This is a genomic window from Lysinibacillus sp. FSL W7-1291 (genome assembly GCF_038593415.1).
GTDB classification, from domain to species: Bacteria; Bacillota; Bacilli; order Bacillales_A; family Planococcaceae; genus Lysinibacillus; species Lysinibacillus fusiformis_D.
The window spans coordinates 2,384,694-2,400,269 of sequence record NZ_CP151994.1 but is presented as its reverse complement, the minus strand read 5'-3'; the positions used below and the strand labels follow the sequence as shown (position 1 = coordinate 2,400,269).

The 15,576-nt window shown below is 40.4% G+C and carries 14 protein-coding genes; 13 read left to right on the top strand and 1 reads right to left on the bottom strand.

The genetic code is table 11. The features are described from left to right. The first annotated feature begins 43 nt into the window (after positions 1 to 43). Complete coding sequence (yeiL, locus tag NST76_RS11685) at positions 44 to 706, top strand: transcriptional regulator YeiL (protein WP_036117659.1); 663 nt, start codon at positions 44 to 46, stop codon at positions 704 to 706. 80 nt (positions 707 to 786) lie between these two features. On the opposite strand, the gene NST76_RS11680 is transcribed toward yeiL, so the two are convergent. Then, a complete protein-coding gene (locus NST76_RS11680; protein WP_058843528.1) occupies positions 787 to 1,104 on the bottom strand; it encodes a hypothetical protein in 318 nt (105 codons plus the stop codon). A gap of 283 nt (positions 1,105 to 1,387) precedes the next feature. Between NST76_RS11680 and NST76_RS11675 the strand changes: the two genes are divergently transcribed. The 12 genes from NST76_RS11675 to NST76_RS11620 all read left to right on the top strand — a co-directional run bounded on the left by NST76_RS11675 (position 1,388) and on the right by NST76_RS11620 (position 15,549). After that, complete coding sequence (locus NST76_RS11675; protein ID WP_342543888.1) at positions 1,388 to 2,368, top strand: diaminopimelate dehydrogenase; 981 nt, start codon at positions 1,388 to 1,390, stop codon at positions 2,366 to 2,368. A gap of 162 nt (positions 2,369 to 2,530) precedes the next feature. Continuing rightward, the gene (locus NST76_RS11670; protein WP_342543886.1) at positions 2,531 to 5,716 is read left to right on the top strand and encodes a BTAD domain-containing putative transcriptional regulator; all 3,186 of its coding nucleotides are present in this window, start codon (positions 2,531 to 2,533) and stop codon (positions 5,714 to 5,716) included. A 217-nt stretch (positions 5,717 to 5,933) separates the two neighbouring features. Then, complete coding sequence (locus tag NST76_RS11665; protein ID WP_342543885.1) at positions 5,934 to 6,467, top strand: GNAT family N-acetyltransferase; 534 nt, start codon at positions 5,934 to 5,936, stop codon at positions 6,465 to 6,467. Between the two features lie 296 nt (positions 6,468 to 6,763). Further along, positions 6,764 to 8,002, top strand: a complete 1,239-nt coding sequence (locus tag NST76_RS11660) for a substrate-binding domain-containing protein (RefSeq protein ID WP_036117673.1) — start codon at positions 6,764 to 6,766, stop codon at positions 8,000 to 8,002. Between the two features lie 61 nt (positions 8,003 to 8,063). Continuing rightward, positions 8,064 to 8,840, top strand: coding sequence for an ABC transporter ATP-binding protein (locus tag NST76_RS11655; RefSeq protein ID WP_058843531.1), 777 nt, complete (start codon positions 8,064 to 8,066; stop codon positions 8,838 to 8,840). After that, the gene (locus tag NST76_RS11650) at positions 8,815 to 9,522 is read left to right on the top strand and encodes an ABC transporter ATP-binding protein (RefSeq protein ID WP_058843532.1); all 708 of its coding nucleotides are present in this window, start codon (positions 8,815 to 8,817) and stop codon (positions 9,520 to 9,522) included. The genes NST76_RS11655 and NST76_RS11650 overlap by 26 nt, the downstream gene beginning before the upstream one ends. 15 nt (positions 9,523 to 9,537) lie before the next feature. Continuing rightward, entirely contained in the window at positions 9,538 to 10,410 is an 873-nt protein-coding gene (locus NST76_RS11645; RefSeq protein WP_058843533.1) for a branched-chain amino acid ABC transporter permease, read from the top strand. Continuing rightward, entirely contained in the window at positions 10,407 to 11,423 is a 1,017-nt protein-coding gene (locus tag NST76_RS11640) for a branched-chain amino acid ABC transporter permease (protein WP_340834371.1), read from the top strand. Before NST76_RS11645 ends, NST76_RS11640 begins: the two co-directional genes overlap by 4 nt. Further along, entirely contained in the window at positions 11,420 to 12,424 is a 1,005-nt protein-coding gene (locus NST76_RS11635) for a 3-oxoacyl-ACP synthase (RefSeq protein ID WP_342543884.1), read from the top strand. The genes NST76_RS11640 and NST76_RS11635 overlap by 4 nt, the downstream gene beginning before the upstream one ends. Before the next feature lie 12 nt (positions 12,425 to 12,436). After that, complete coding sequence (locus NST76_RS11630; RefSeq protein WP_058843536.1) at positions 12,437 to 13,348, top strand: alpha/beta hydrolase; 912 nt, start codon at positions 12,437 to 12,439, stop codon at positions 13,346 to 13,348. Next, on the top strand, positions 13,332 to 14,063 hold the full coding sequence (fabG, locus tag NST76_RS11625; protein ID WP_101966704.1) for a 3-oxoacyl-ACP reductase FabG: 732 nt from the start codon (positions 13,332 to 13,334) through the stop codon (positions 14,061 to 14,063). The genes NST76_RS11630 and fabG overlap by 17 nt, the downstream gene beginning before the upstream one ends. A gap of 13 nt (positions 14,064 to 14,076) precedes the next feature. After that, positions 14,077 to 15,549, top strand: a complete 1,473-nt coding sequence (locus tag NST76_RS11620) for an AMP-binding protein (RefSeq protein WP_036117579.1) — start codon at positions 14,077 to 14,079, stop codon at positions 15,547 to 15,549. The last annotated feature ends 27 nt before the right edge of the window (positions 15,550 to 15,576 follow it).

Below are 15,576 nucleotides of genomic sequence, written 5' to 3'. Positions count from 1 at the left end.
ATAATGTGAGATATCTCATATTTTTTAGAGGGGAGAGTAAAAAATGCATATTCTAACAGCTGAAGCACGTACCCAATATCTTGAAAAATATCCGATAGATGATTTTTTCTCATTTGCTATCGATCCTTATCTGGAAGTGTGTCAATTTGACAAAGGAGAGTGGATTTTTCAGGAAGGCTCCTTTCCAGATACATTGTATTACATGATAGAAGGCAAGGCGAAGCTCTATATGACGCATAAAAATGGCAAGGTTTCACTAATTGAATATTTGGAAGCTCCTCGTTTTATGGGGGAAATTGAATTGCTTAATGAGGCGAGGTATACAAAGGGGATACAAACTGTTACCAAGACAATTTGTTACTCCATTACACAGGCATGTAAGGAAAAGTTACTTGTGGATGCCTTGTTTTTACGTAGACTTTGTGTGTTTCTAGGGGAAAAAGCCACGAACATGACATCTAAATATACACAAAATCAAGCATATCCGTTTGAGAATCGCTTAGCAGCCTTTATTCAATTATCTGCTGATCAAGGTGTCTATAAGGAAAAGCATACGGAAATCTGTGAGTATTTAGGGGTTTCTTATCGCCATTTATTATATGTATTGGCACAGTTTTGTGAAGAGAAGATATTAGAAAAACGTAAGACAGGCTACCATATTATTGATGAAAAGCGTCTTGCACAGTTGGCTCAGGAGATACAATAGCGATGGACTTGCAGGAGATCGTGCTAGAAGGAAGCGCCCGATTAAGTTAGCAGAACGCTTACGAAGTACCATGTCAGACTTCATATAAAGAAGTCTGGGTTTGGCTTGTTGTATTCACTTTTTTTAATGAACCAGCGAGCGATGTCCTTACCACTATGGTAGAAGTCTACCTCATGCACCTTATTTTTTTGGATGGTGATGTCTAGCGTGTTTTCCATAACGTCAAAAGGTAAAACACCGATACATAAAGGATTGTTTGGTAAAAGACTTTCATGTGGTTTACGAACAGTTTGTTTCGCTTCAAGGTGCTTGTTCGCCGTATTATTTTCTGTCATATGGAATGCAAGTAGTTCTCCTTGTGCCAATGCCGTGCTTGATGAGTAACCAGTACTTTTCATTCAACATGCCCCCTTTTGTCGTTACATTTATTGTACAAGACTGGTTGGAAAAATAGCCGTTATTTACAAGGCTTTTACAATAACTTTAAGATTCATGGAATATTTAGTAATTTGTAACCGCATTCATACCGTTTTTGGATAAAAACCATAGAAAACTGATATAAATTCTTTTTGAAAAACTCATACTCAAACTATTGTGAATTTTTCTAACACAAAGTATTATTGTAATTAGATTTAACGTGAAAGTTTTCACAAAGTCACGAAATCGTTAGGAGGAATTTTAATGAGTGCAATTCGAGTAGGTATTGTAGGATATGGAAATTTAGGACGTGGTGTGGAGTATGCTATTTCACAAAATCCAGATATGGAAGTAGTAGCGGTGTTCACACGTCGTGATCCTTCAACAGTAAACGTAGCAAGCAATGCGAGCGTATATTTAGTAGATGACGCCGAAAAATTCCAAAACGACATTGATGTCATGATTTTATGTGGTGGCTCTGCAACAGATTTACCAGAACAAGGACCACATTTTGCACAATGGTTTAATACAATTGATAGCTTCGATACACATGCGAAAATTCCTGAATTTTTCGATACTGTAGACGCAGCGGCACAAAAATCTGGTAAAGTGTCTGTTATCTCAGTTGGATGGGATCCAGGTTTATTCTCCTTAAATCGTCTACTAGGAGAATCCGTATTACCAGTTGGTACAACATATACATTCTGGGGCGATGGTTTAAGTCAAGGTCACTCAGATGCAGTACGTCGTATCGAAGGTGTTAAAAATGCTGTTCAATACACATTGCCAATTAAAGAAGCTGTAGAACGTGTACGTAATGGTGAAAACCCTGAATTAACAACACGTGAAAAACATGCACGTGAATGTTGGGTTGTGTTAGAAGACGGTGCAGATGCTGCAAAAGTGGAACAAGAAATTGTCACAATGCCTAACTATTTCGATGAATATAACACAACAGTTAACTTCATCTCTGAAGATGAATTTACAGCAAACCACACAGGTATGCCACATGGTGGTTTTGTCATTCGCAGTGGTGACAGTGGAGCAAACGATAAACAAATTCTCGAATTCTCATTAAAACTTGAAAGTAATCCAAACTTCACATCTAGTATATTAGTGGCTTATGCACGTGCTGCGCATCGTCTAAGTCAAGCTGGTGATAAAGGAGCGAAAACAGTATTTGATATTCCATTCAGTCTGCTTTCACCAAAATCAGCTGCTGAATTACGTAAAGAATTACTATAATCATAGAAAATCACCCGATTATCATTCATTTGATTATCGGGTTTTTTATTTTTGCCATTCATTCGATAAAATATGGTAAACTGTCAATAATTTAATAATCTGAATTTTTGTGAAAAAATGGAGCTATTGTAACCTTACACAAATTTGGAGGTTATCGTTAACATGACAGATATTATTATTCAATCAAAATGTATGGCACCAAGTCCATCCACTCATTGTATCAATAGAGCCGCACTTATGAAGACATTAAAGAAGAGCCATCACCATACTTGTACATTTATTCATAGTGGTGCAGGGTATGGTAAAACGACCATCCTCACACAATTTCTCTCGAACGAAGCGAATAAATTTTCTTGGTATAGTATTTCCGAAGAAGATGATAATTTATTACCCTTTTTAAGACATCTTTTTTTTAGCATACAGCGAGCTGTGCCGAATTTTGGTCCTACATTCGATGAGTGGAATCAATTGTCACGCTTCCCTAAAATGGAGGAGCTGAATCGCTGGTATAAGCTTTTTGTCAATTGCCTATGTAGCATAGAGGAGCCATTTCTAATTGTCATTGATGATTTTCATTTAGTGGATCACGTCTTTTCAATTAATTATTTTATGGAGAAAGTTATTGAATTTGCTCCACCAGCGATTCATTTTATTATCGCATCTAGAACATTACCGAATTGGGATATTATGAGAAAATTAAAGCTGCAAAAGAAGTGGCTAGTGATCAACGAGGACGAGCTGGCCTTTTCAACTGAGGAAATTGCTGTTTTTTTTGAAGAATATGTAGACGTGCATTTATCCGATGCTGAAATGGCCAAGATATTGGAGATCACAGAAGGCTGGGCCATCAGTCTTTCCTTGTTAGCAGAGCAATGGCATCATGTTTCTTTAGATTATTGGCTAATGATTTCTCCGAATGATCTTTTCACCTATTTGTCAGAAGAGGTTTATAGTAGGATGACTGCAACGGAGCAAGAGACCATTTTAAAACTAGCTATTTTTCCTACATTTTCAGCGGAGCTATTGGAAGATTTTTATGGCTTTGAGATGGCACAAATGTTGAATACTTTATCACAGCGTCATTTATTTATTCAACCAGTGACAACAGATGGTTTATACCGCTTCCATGCTTTGTTTAGTCGGTTTTTAGAAATGAAATGGCGTCAGCATACAAGTTGCTATACGGACCTTCATAAACAAGCGGCATTCTATTATATGGAACGGCATAATATTCAAGCTGTGCTTTATCATGCCTTTAAAACGAATGACCATGATTTTTGTGGAGAGCTATTACAGCGTCATGCAGAGCCATTAGTACGTGCTGGACAATTTGAATGGTTATTAGAAAAAATCAATCGATTTACTGTACAAGAAAAAGATACATTTTATAGATTATATTATTTTGATGGCGAATGCCATCGCTACCGTGCTTATTATGAAAAGGCGAAACAATCCTACGACAAGTGTGCAATGATCGCACAGCAGCAGCAGGATCACCTATTTATGACAAAATCTCAAGCAGGTTTGGCACATATTTACTTAGACACTATACAGCCTGCATTAGCAGAGCCTTATTTAGAAAAAGCATTAGAGCTTGCCAAATATACCCCCTTACTAAAAGAGGAATTATTAGAACTTCAACGGCAATATGCTGAAAACTTAGTGAACTTAGGGAAGGCCAAGGGTGCACAGTTATTTATGGAGGACGTGGCATTGCCAGCGGATGTCATGCAACGAGCGAATGTGGATGTCCGAGTTTTACTACGGACTGGGCAATTACGAGAGGCGAAGGAATTATTAGCACAGCGCCTTGAATTGCCACCTCAGCTTGTGGCAACCCATCGTGAAAGTGAACTACTAGCAGCATTTGTCTATGCATTGTTAGGACAAGGAAAGGAAGCTTGGTATGCAGCCCAGCATGGGATACGCAGGGGGTTAAGAGAGAAGTCTATTTTTATAGAGGCGGTTGGTTATATCAGAAAAGCACATGCGCTACTATTAATGGATTTCCCAGATTATCAAGGGGCATGTCAAGCCTATGAAAAAGCGTTGACTTTATTGAATGCCATTAATATTTCTCGAGTCAAGGCCGAACCTTATATGGGGCTAGCGATTGCTAAACATTATTTAGGAGATATAGTAGCGGCTAAGAAATACTTGGCATTGGGCTTACGAGAAACCGAGCAAGTACAAGATGCTTGGATGACAGGCCTCATTCTTTTAGCGGAAGTGAAAATCATTCTCTCCCAGCAAGAAACAGAACGAGCGAAGCAATTAGTAAGGAAGGCACAACAACTATTTCAGGAATGCGGAGATCGCAATGGCTTGATGCATGTTCTATTCTATCAATCCGTTATCGCGTTTCAACAAAATAATAGAGACCAATTTCATCCGTATTTTCAACAGTTTGCGCAATTATGTTTGGCAAATGGCTATGACTATTTTTTACAAAGGAAAATGATACTTGGTCCAAGTGATCGAATGATTTTCTATGAGCTATTGCATTTTAGCCAAACAGGAGGTGTGGAACATGCAGCCATTCTTGCATTACGAAGCTATTTTCAAGTGGAGGACAGTATCAATTATCCGCATGATGCAATACAAATCAATCTTTTTGGGAGTTTAAGTTTAATTCGAGCACAAAGAAAGCTCGAAGATAAAGAATGGCAACGTGATAAATCGAAGGAATTGTTCGTGTATCTATATTGTCATCGCAATCGTTTTACACCAAAGGAAGAAATAGCGCAGGCATTATGGCCAGACCGCACTGTCGAGTCCTTAGATCGGGATTTTAAAGTGGTCTTAAATACATTATTAAAAGTGTTGGAGCCACAACGACATGCAAGGCAGGAGAGCTTTTTTATTCAACGTAAGAATAATATGTATCAGTTGCAAAATATTTCCTTTCTCCAAATTGACGTGGAACGATTTCACTATTATTACAACCTAGGAATGGAGGAATTTGATCCACAGTTGTCCGATGAATGGCTACTGTTAGCGGAAGCGAGTTATCCAGACGCCTTATATGCAGAAAAAAAGCAAATCGACTGGCTTACTCAAGATCGCGAAAAGCTACAATTTTTATATATAGAAGTTCTAGAACGTTTGGCACAAAATGCCACAAGGCAGCAGCAATATAAAAAAGCCATCCACTATGCAGAGAAAATAATTGGAGAGGATGCACTATGGGAGGAGGGCTATCGCCTGCTTATGTACAGCTACTACCAACTCCAAAACCGTTCTCTAGCATGCAAATGGTACGAAAAATGTGTCCAGCAGTTACAGAGCGAATTAAATACAACCCCTATGGAGTCGACCATGGCTGTCTATGATTTAATTATGGGATAGCTAGTTCCGTCGTTTAAATGAGGGAATCTTATTCGGGTGGTACAAATTTGTAGTGTAGGGAGAGCCACTCATAAGTAGAAATGAACTATATGAACAAGTTAAAAAAAGCAACATATTTAAATGCCATTTTGTCAGACAAATAAAAGGCTGGCCACAATTTGCAGATTGAACAAGATGAGTGAATGGTTGAATCGTGTAGAAGGAGAGATGAATTAAAGTGATACTTGCAAATGAAAAATTATTTTTAAGGGAATTCACGCCACATGACTGGATTGATGTTCATAAATATGCCTCACAGGAGATTGTTTGTAGGTATCAAACATGGGGACCGAATACAGAGGAGGATTCAAAAGAATTCATTCAGGATGCACTCGATGAAGCAAGACAAACACCAAGGGAAAGATATGTTTTTGCTATTATTTATCAAGAAACTTTAATAGGTTCGGTTGAGATAATGATTAGGGATTTCACGAATAAGGTGGGGGAAATTGGCTATATTGTTAACCCTGACTATTGGGGGAAGGGAGTAGCAACGCAGAGTGCTCAATTAGTGATTACTTTCGGTTTTGACACATTAAAGCTCCATCGTATTTATGCAACATGTGACCCAAGAAACATTGGATCATCAAAGGTTTTAGAAAAGGTTGGAATGGCCAAAGAAGGAATATTACGTGAAAATATGTTAATGAAAGACGGTGTTTGGCGAGATTCCTTCTTGTATAGTGTATTGAAACAGGAATGGTCATCATGAAGCGTACTACAGAATGCAGTTTGAAACACTAAAAAAAGTTCCTAATACAAAAGACAAAAATGTTGTATATTCAACGTTTTTGTCTTTCTTTTTACCTGATGTAATTAGTAGCGTAGCGATAAATCTTTTAACACTTTTAAATTTTTAATAAATAATTCCATAACATCGATACAGAAAAATGCTTTGTACTTTTGTGCAAAGCATTTTTTGTAACTAATTTGTAACTGGACTTTTGTATAGTGTTGTCATAGCAAGAAAGCGCTTTCTATGGAGCTTATTTTAAAGGGGGGTATAGGATGAAGAAGCGGTGGTATTGGTTTCTTTTAGTAATGTTGGCTGTGGTGTTGGTAGCTTGTAGTGGGGAGGATACGAAGGATGATGCAACAGATGCAGATTCCTCCGATGGTGAGACAAAAGCGGTGACGGCGGAAGGAGGCACGATTAAGATTGGGGTGCTTGCTTCGTTAACGGGGGCGCTTGAATCATATGGGAAGCAGACGCAGCGGGGATTTGATTTAGGGATTGAGTATGCGACTGGTGGGACGATGGAGGTCAATGGTAAGAAAATCGAGGTTGTGTATGAGGATACGGAGACAAAGCCGGAGGTGGCCGTGCAGAAAGCAACAAAGCTATTAGAAGATGACCAGGTTGATTTTTTAGTAGGTTCTTCAAGTTCTGGTGATACCCTTGCTGTTCTACCGCTGGCAGAGGAGTATGAAAAAATTATGGTGGTGGAGCCTGCGGTGGCTGACAGTATTACAGGTTCTGAGTTTAATGAGTATATTTTCCGTACAGGTCGTAATTCATCACAGGATGCCTATGCAGCCGCGGCGGCTATTGCTGGTAAAGGTGTGAAGATTGCTACATTTGCCCCAGATTATTCGTTTGGCTGGGATGGGGTGAATGCGTTTAAAACGGCAGCGGAGAAATTAGGTGCTGACATTGTGTTAGAGGAGTATGCAGACCCAGCAGCAACAGACTTTACGTCTAATTTACAAAAGGTGCTAGATGCTAAGCCTGATTATTTATTCGTTGTCTGGGCAGGAGCAAATTCACCATGGAATCAAATCGCAGATCTTAAAATTCAAGAAAAGGGCATTAAAATTTCAACGGGAGCACCTGATATTATAGCGCTTCAATTTATGAATCCATTGGTTGGTATGGAAGGTTTTTCGGTGTATTACCACACGCTACCGCAAAATGATGTCAATAAATGGTTAGTTGAGGAACATCAAAAACGTTTCAATGAAGTACCTGACTTATTTACACCTGGCGGCATGTCTGCGGCGATTGCCATTATGGAGGCATTGAAAAAATCGGAGGGAGATGCAGATGCCAACAAGCTGATCGGCATAATGGAGGGGATGTCATTTGAGACACCAAAAGGTACGATGACGTTCCGTGAAGAGGACCATCAAGCCCTTCAATCGATGTATTCGATTCGCTTAGAGCAACAGGATGGCGTGGATTATCCAGTACCCGTACTTATTCGGGAGTTAAGTCCTGAGGAAACAGCACCACCTGTTATGAATTAAACAAATGAGAGGCAGCATGGCTGTCTTTCTACATAACTATTAGAGGAGAAGGGAGTAGAGGATGGAGCCAATACTACACACAGACAATTTAACGATTCAGTTTGGGGGACATACGGCGGTGGATTGCGTTAATTTTCAAATGCCTGAAAAGCATTTAAAGTCCATTATAGGGCCGAACGGTGCTGGGAAAACAACATTCTTTAATTTGATTAGTGGAGAGCTAAAACCAACTGCGGGTGATGTTTATTTTAAAGGGCAATCACTTGCCCAAAAGTCGGCCATCGAAAGAACACGTATGGGGTTGGGTCGATCCTTTCAAATCACGAATGTCTTTCCAAATTTAACGGTTCTCGAAAATGTTCGTTTAGCCGTGCAGTCAAAGGAAAAGATTCGTTATCAGCTATTTCGACACTACAAAAGCTATAAGGCGATTACCGACAAAGCGGAGGAGCTATTATCACTCGTTTTACTCGACAATAAACGGGACGCCCTGACAACGATGCTATCCCATGGAGAGAAAAGAAAGCTTGAGATTGCCATGCTACTTGCGTTGGATACGGAAATTCTGCTACTCGATGAACCAACAGCTGGTATGTCTTTAGAGGAAGTACCTACGATTTTAGAGGTCATTCGGACCATTAAAAATCAAGGGAATAAAACCATTCTGCTCATTGAACATAAAATGGATATGATTTTAGATTTATCGGATTCCATTATGGTGTTATTTAATGGTCAGCTACTAGCAGATGGTTCACCCGTGGAAATTATGAATAATGATACCGTACAACAAGCATATTTAGGAGGGCTGTACGATGACCACCTTACTGACATTAAATGAGGTTCACACGCATATCGGCCAATATCACATTTTGCAGGGAGTTAATTTTGAAGCGAGGGAGGGACAGGTTAGCGTACTGCTTGGACGAAATGGTGCAGGTAAAACAACGACCTTGAAAACAATTATGGGATTAACACCTGCGACAAATGGCGAAATCGCCTTTCGCTCCCACTCCATTAAAAAAAGCCCAACATACAAGGTGGCTAAATTAGGGATAGGTTATGTGCCTGAAAATCAAGGGATTTTTGCAGATTTAACGGTAGAGGAAAATATGAAGGTAGCCATGTATAAGGAAGATACTGCCACGTTAGAACGACAGCAATATGTGCTGGAGCTGTTTCCCGATTTGAAGAAGTTTTGGAAAAAGGCTGGCGGGCATTTATCAGGAGGGCAAAAGCAAATGCTGTCCATGGCAAGAGCCTTTATCAATGATAGCCAATTAATATTAATTGACGAGCCTTCCAAGGGGCTTGCGCCCATAGTGGTGGAGAAGGTGATGGAAGCGATTATGGAAATGAAAAAGAAAACGTCCATTGTTCTTGTTGAACAAAACTTTATGATGGCTAGCCGGATTGGTGATACCTATACTTTGATCGATGATGGCAGAACAGTAAATTCGGGCATGATGGAGGATTTGATTGTCAATGAAGAACTAAAACGCAAGTATTTAGGAATTGGATAAAGGGGGTGACCATCATTGGAGCTTTTCATCAATTTACTCATTAATGGCTTGGCAACAGGGATGTTGATATTTCTGCTGGCGGCAGGTTTGACGTTAATTTTTGGCTTAATGGATGTGTTGAATTTTGCGCATGGTGGATTATTTGTTTGGGGAGCCTATGCGGGAATCTTTACCTATATGTGGACAGAAAGCTTTATCGTAGGAATTATAGGTGCGCTTGTGACAGGTGCGTTACTTGGACTGCTTACAGAGAAATTGATTATTACGCCTGTTTACGGCAATCATATTCAGCAAATTTTAATTACGTTAGGGCTTATGCTCGTTTTGCAGGAATTCATCAAGGTGGTTTTTGGTCCAAATGGTGTGGCCGTAAAAACGCCGAGCTATTTAGCGGGAAGCTGGGAATTTGGTGACGTGATTATCATCAAATATCGCCTATTTATTATTGTTATAGGGTTTGTGATTTTTGGTGTTTTTCAATATATGCTGAAACGCACGAAGATTGGGTTGATCGTTCGAGCTGGTGTGCAGGATAAGGAAATGGCACAGGCTCTTGGTATTCATATTAAGCGTGTATTTCTATATGTCTTTATGGTGGGTGCGGCTCTTGCGGCACTTAGTGGAATGTTGATGGCTCCGTATTCGGGCGTCATCTATGCGGAGATGGGCATGGAGTACGCCATTTTAGGATTTATTGTCGTCGTCATTGGCGGAATGGGTAGTTTTTCAGGCTCATTGTTGGCTGCTATTTTAGTAGGGCTAGCAGGTAGCTTTATGGCTTATTATGTGCCTGTGCTATCACTAGCAGTCAATATGATTTTAATGGCCAGCGTTTTAATTTTCCGTCCACAGGGGCTGTTTACGATGCGAAAGGAGCGAACATCATGAACAAGAAAATGTCCTTACGCTCTATCGCTTTTTTCCTGTTATTGGCGATTTTTATCGTACTCCCTTTTGTCAATGATTCAAGGACGCTGCTTATTTTACTGACACAAATTTTCATTTTTGGCATACTGGCGATGAGCTATGATATTTTGCTCGGTTATACAGGAATCGTTTCCTTTGGGCACGCTATGTTTTTTGGTATTGGCGCTTACACGACAGCGGTCATGCTCAAGCAAATGGATAACACACTATTCATCTTTCTGGTGTCCATCGTGATAGGCATGGTAATAGCAGGCTTTGTTAGTTTTTTAGTAGGTTTATTAACCTTGCGCTTGAAAAGTCATTTTTTTGCGATGCTCACACTAGCCTTCTCGGGGTTATTTTTAGTAGTAGCTGAAAAGTGGCGCTCTGTCACGTATGGCAATGATGGCTTTACTTTTCGAGCACCAGATATTTTTAGAGATCGGATGACCTTCTATTTCTTTGTGTTAGCAAGCTTAGTTGTCATCTTTTTAGCGCTCCACCGTTTTGTTAACTCGCCGACAGGTCGACTACTAATTGCTGTTCGGGAAAATGAACAACGGACGAAATCATTAGGCTTTAATACCTTGCACTATAAAGTGATTGCCTCCGTTGTTGCAGGCATTGTTGCGAGCTTTGCAGGCTCCTTATATGCGATTTCTTTACGCTTCGTTAACACGAGTGTGATGGCGATGGATATTACACTCGATGCGCTATTAATGACGATTATTGGTGGGGTCGGCACTTTGGTAGGGCCATTACTAGGAGCAGCAGTGATTGAATATGCACAGCATGCATTATCAGGGCTAGCACGAGATTACCCTATTTTTGAACGTTGGATTATCTTCTTTGGGATTCTCTATATTTTAGCCGTTATCTTTTTCCCGAAAGGTATTATTGGCTCACTAAGACTGCTGTTTTGGAAATGGCGAGCAAAGCTAAAGCAAAGAAAAAAGCCCGTAGCTCTGCCCCAGGAAAAGGAGCGATTTGAATGACTGTTGGTATTGTCAGTACAGGTATCTATCTACCTCAAAATAAAATGACTTCGCAGGACATTGCGGCTCTTTCAAATATTCCAGAGGACATTATCCGTCAAAAAATGGGTATTCATGAAAAGCCAATCCCTGGTGAGCATGATCATACCGTGCAAATGGGCATATGGGCAGCACAGGATGCGATAAAAAAAGCAAATCTGGACCCGAAAGATATTGATGTGATCATCTATATGGGTGAAGAGCATAAGGAATACCCACTATGGACAGCCTCCATCAAAATGCAAGAGGAGCTTGGTGCGGTTAATGCATGGGCATTTGATGTGCAATTGCGCTGTGGCACGACGATCATGGCATTGAAAGTAGCGAAAAGTTTAATGGCATCAGATGACACAATTCATACCATTCTTTTAGCAGGTGGCTATCGCAATGTGGATTTTATCGATTACAGCAATCCACGAACGCGCTTTATGTACAATTTGGCGGCTGGTGGAGGTGCCATATTGCTACAAAAAAACTATGAAAAAAATCAGCTTTTAGAGGCGGAAATTATAACAGATGGTTCTTTCTCAGAGGATGTAGTTGTACCAGTTGGAGGTACGAAAACACCGTTAACACCATTCCATTTAACAGAAAATTTATATCAGCTTGACGTTTTGGACCCGATTGGGATGAAGGAGAGGTTAGAACAAAAATCATTAAGCCATTTTTTGAAGGTTATTCGCCGTTCTCTAGCGAAAAGTGGATACAGTGAAGAACAGCTCGACTACTTAGCGATGCTGCATATGAAAAGGTCTGCACATGATTATATTTTAGCAGAGCTTGGCTTACAGCAGGAACAGTCTATTTATTTACAAGACTATGGACATATTGGGCAAATCGATCAAATATTGTCCTTACAGCTAGCTCAGGAGCAAAATCGTCTTCAAGCAGGTGCTCTTGTGACACTAGTGAGTGCAGGCATTGGCTATGTTTGGGGGGCTATCACAATACGTTGGGGATAAGGGGGAAATGGTATGTTACAAACAATTCAACTAGCAAATGGTGAGACGATGGCATATCGCAAAAGAGCTGGAGGAAGTCATCCTTTAGTGTTGGTTCATGGCAATATGACTTCCTCTAAGCATTGGGATGTGCTGATAGATGCTTTAGATGATAAATACACCATCTATGCAATCGATTTACGAGGCTTTGGAGGTTCATCCTATCATCAGCCAATCTATACCATTAAAGATTTTAGTGATGATGTTAAGCTATTTGTGGATGCGATGCAATTGCAAAGCTTTGACATGATTGGCTGGTCAACTGGCGGAGCTGTTTGTATGCAGTTTGCAGCTAATTATCCAGGTTATTGCCAGCAATTAATCTTACTGGCCTCCGCTTCTACACGTGGCTATCCATTTTATACGGATTTAGGAACAGGCGATCCAGCCTGCTTTAAGCGAGCCTATAACTATGAAGATGTACTTGTGGATACATCGAAAACAAAGCTTATCCAAGGCTTTTATGACACAAAAAACGGCGAAGGTTTACGGTCGATATGGAATGCTTTAATTTATACCCATCAGCAACCAAACGAGGAAAAATACCAAGAATATATAGAGGATATGCTAACACAGCGCAACTTAGCAGAGGTGTATCATGCACTCAATACATTTAATATAAGTGCTGTTGACAATGATGTGACAAAAGGGTCACACGAAGCTCTCCTACTCCAGATACCGATTTTAGTACTGAGAGGGGATCGTGACTTAGTTATTACAGAGGAAATGAATGCGGAATTACTGCAAGACTTAGGCAAAACGGCACAGTTTGTTAGCTTAAAAGATTGTGGACATTCACCATTGATGGATGATTTAGCACAATTAACAGCTGAAATCGAGGCTTTTTTAGAAATTGGAGGAAGACAGTATGCGTTTAAACAATAAAGTAGCCATTATTACAGGTGCAGCCAATGGCATCGGCTATGCGGCTGCCGAGCGTTTCATCGAAGAAGGGGCATGGGTATTTATCGCTGATTTCGATGAGAAGGCAGGGAATCTCGCAGCTCAACAACTAGGCGGAAACGCTATATTTATACAGGTGGATGTGGCAAGTAGAGAGAGCGTTAACCAGCTGGTGACAGCAGTGATCGAACAGGCTGGACGCATTGATATTTTAGTAAATAATGCAGGTATTACAAGAGATGCAATGCTAACAAAGATGACAGATGACCAATTTCAGCAGGTGTTAGATGTCAATTTGACAGGCGTTTTTCATTGCACACAGGAGGTCATTCCCCATATGGTGGCAGCTGGAGGTGGCAAAATCATTAATACATCATCGGTTAGTGGGGTCTATGGCAATGTTGGTCAAACGAATTATGCAGCGACGAAAGCTGCCATTGTAGGGATGACCAAAACATGGGCAAAGGAATTAGGGCGTAAAGGCATCAATGTCAATGCAGTGGCACCTGGCTTTACAGAAACAGCTATGGTCAAAAAGATGCCTGAAAATATTTTGGCTCAAATGCGGGCAATCGTGCCGTTACAACGTTTAGGAACCCCACGGGATATAGCCAATGCCTATTTGTTTTTAGCATCTGATGAGGCATCGTATGTTCATGGCCATACGCTTCATGTAGATGGCGCCATTATGATGTGATGGGGGTGTCAAGATGTTTGTTGAGCAAGAATGGATTTTAAAACGTGCCGCCTTAACGCCTCATCACATCGCCTTGATTAATCTAGCGTCAGAGGAGCAATGGACCTATCAGCAATTATCAGAGGAAATCGGCAAATGGAGTCAATTTTTCGAGCGTCAGCAGCTAAAAAAAGGCAGTAGAGTCGCAGTTTTTGCGAGAAATCATATCCAACTTTTTGCTATTCTATTTGCCTGTGGGCTACGAGGGCTTATTTATGTGCCATTAAACTGGCGATTAAGTAGAGAGGAATTAACACAAATTTTGGAGGATGCGACCCCTTCCATTCTCTTGTATGAAGAAGAGAGTCATTGTTCTTTGGTGGTAGAAAAAATGTTTCCACTTCATCTCATCAAGCACGAGAAGGCAACGCTACCAAGTAGGCAAGACGTGGACTTGAATGATCCATGGCTAATGATTTATACCGGAGGCACAACAGGTCGTCCAAAGGGTGTTGTGCTATCCTTTCAGTCGGTCAATTGGAACGCAATCAATACAATTATTAGCTGGGGTTTACAGGAGAAAGATCGGACATTAAATTATATGCCGATGTTTCATACAGGTGGCTTAAATGCTTTATGCATACCTCTTCTTATGGTGGGAGGAACCGTCATCATTGGCGATAAGTTTGAAGCGGAAGCCGCACTGCGGGCAACGAATCAATATCAAACGACGATTTCCCTTTTTGTCCCAACGATGTATCAAGCGATGATTGCTACGGAATACTTTCGAGAAAATCATTTCCCCTCGATGAACGTATTTTTATCTGGTGGTGCCCCATGCCCACATCCCATTTATGATGTCTTTCATAAAAAGGGGTTATTCTTTAAGGAGGGCTATGGCTTAACAGAGGCGGGACCTAATAATTTTTATATTGCAAGAGAAGATGCTTACGCGAAAAAAGGGGCTGTTGGGAAAAGCATGCAGTTTAATGAGGCGAAAATCATTAATCAAGCTGGGCAAAGTTGTGCACCTCGTGAAGTGGGCGAGCTGCTAGTAAGAGGTAAGCATATGTTCCGTTTTTATTGGAATAACAAGCAAGAAACCGCCAATATCCTACAAGATGGCTGGTTAAAAACAGGTGATTTGGCGATGATGGATGAGGATGGTGATTTTTATATCGTCGGTCGTAGAAAAGAGATGATTATCTCCGGTGGTGAAAATGTCTACCCTCAGGAAGTGGAGCAATGTATGCTGCAGCATCCGGACGTACAGGAGGTTGCCGTGATTGGTGTAGCAGACAATTATTGGGGTGAGATTGTAACCGCATTTATTGTTTGTTGTCATCAAGTAGCGACTATCTTAGATGAGCTCAACGAACTGTGTCATCAACAATTAGGATGTTATAAGATTCCGAAACAAATCATTTTTTTAGACCAACTACCGAAAACAAGTGTTGGTAAAATTGATAAAAAGGCATTGCATAGGCTAGTCGATTCCACCTGCTAAGTATGATGAGTCTCTCTTAAATAAGAA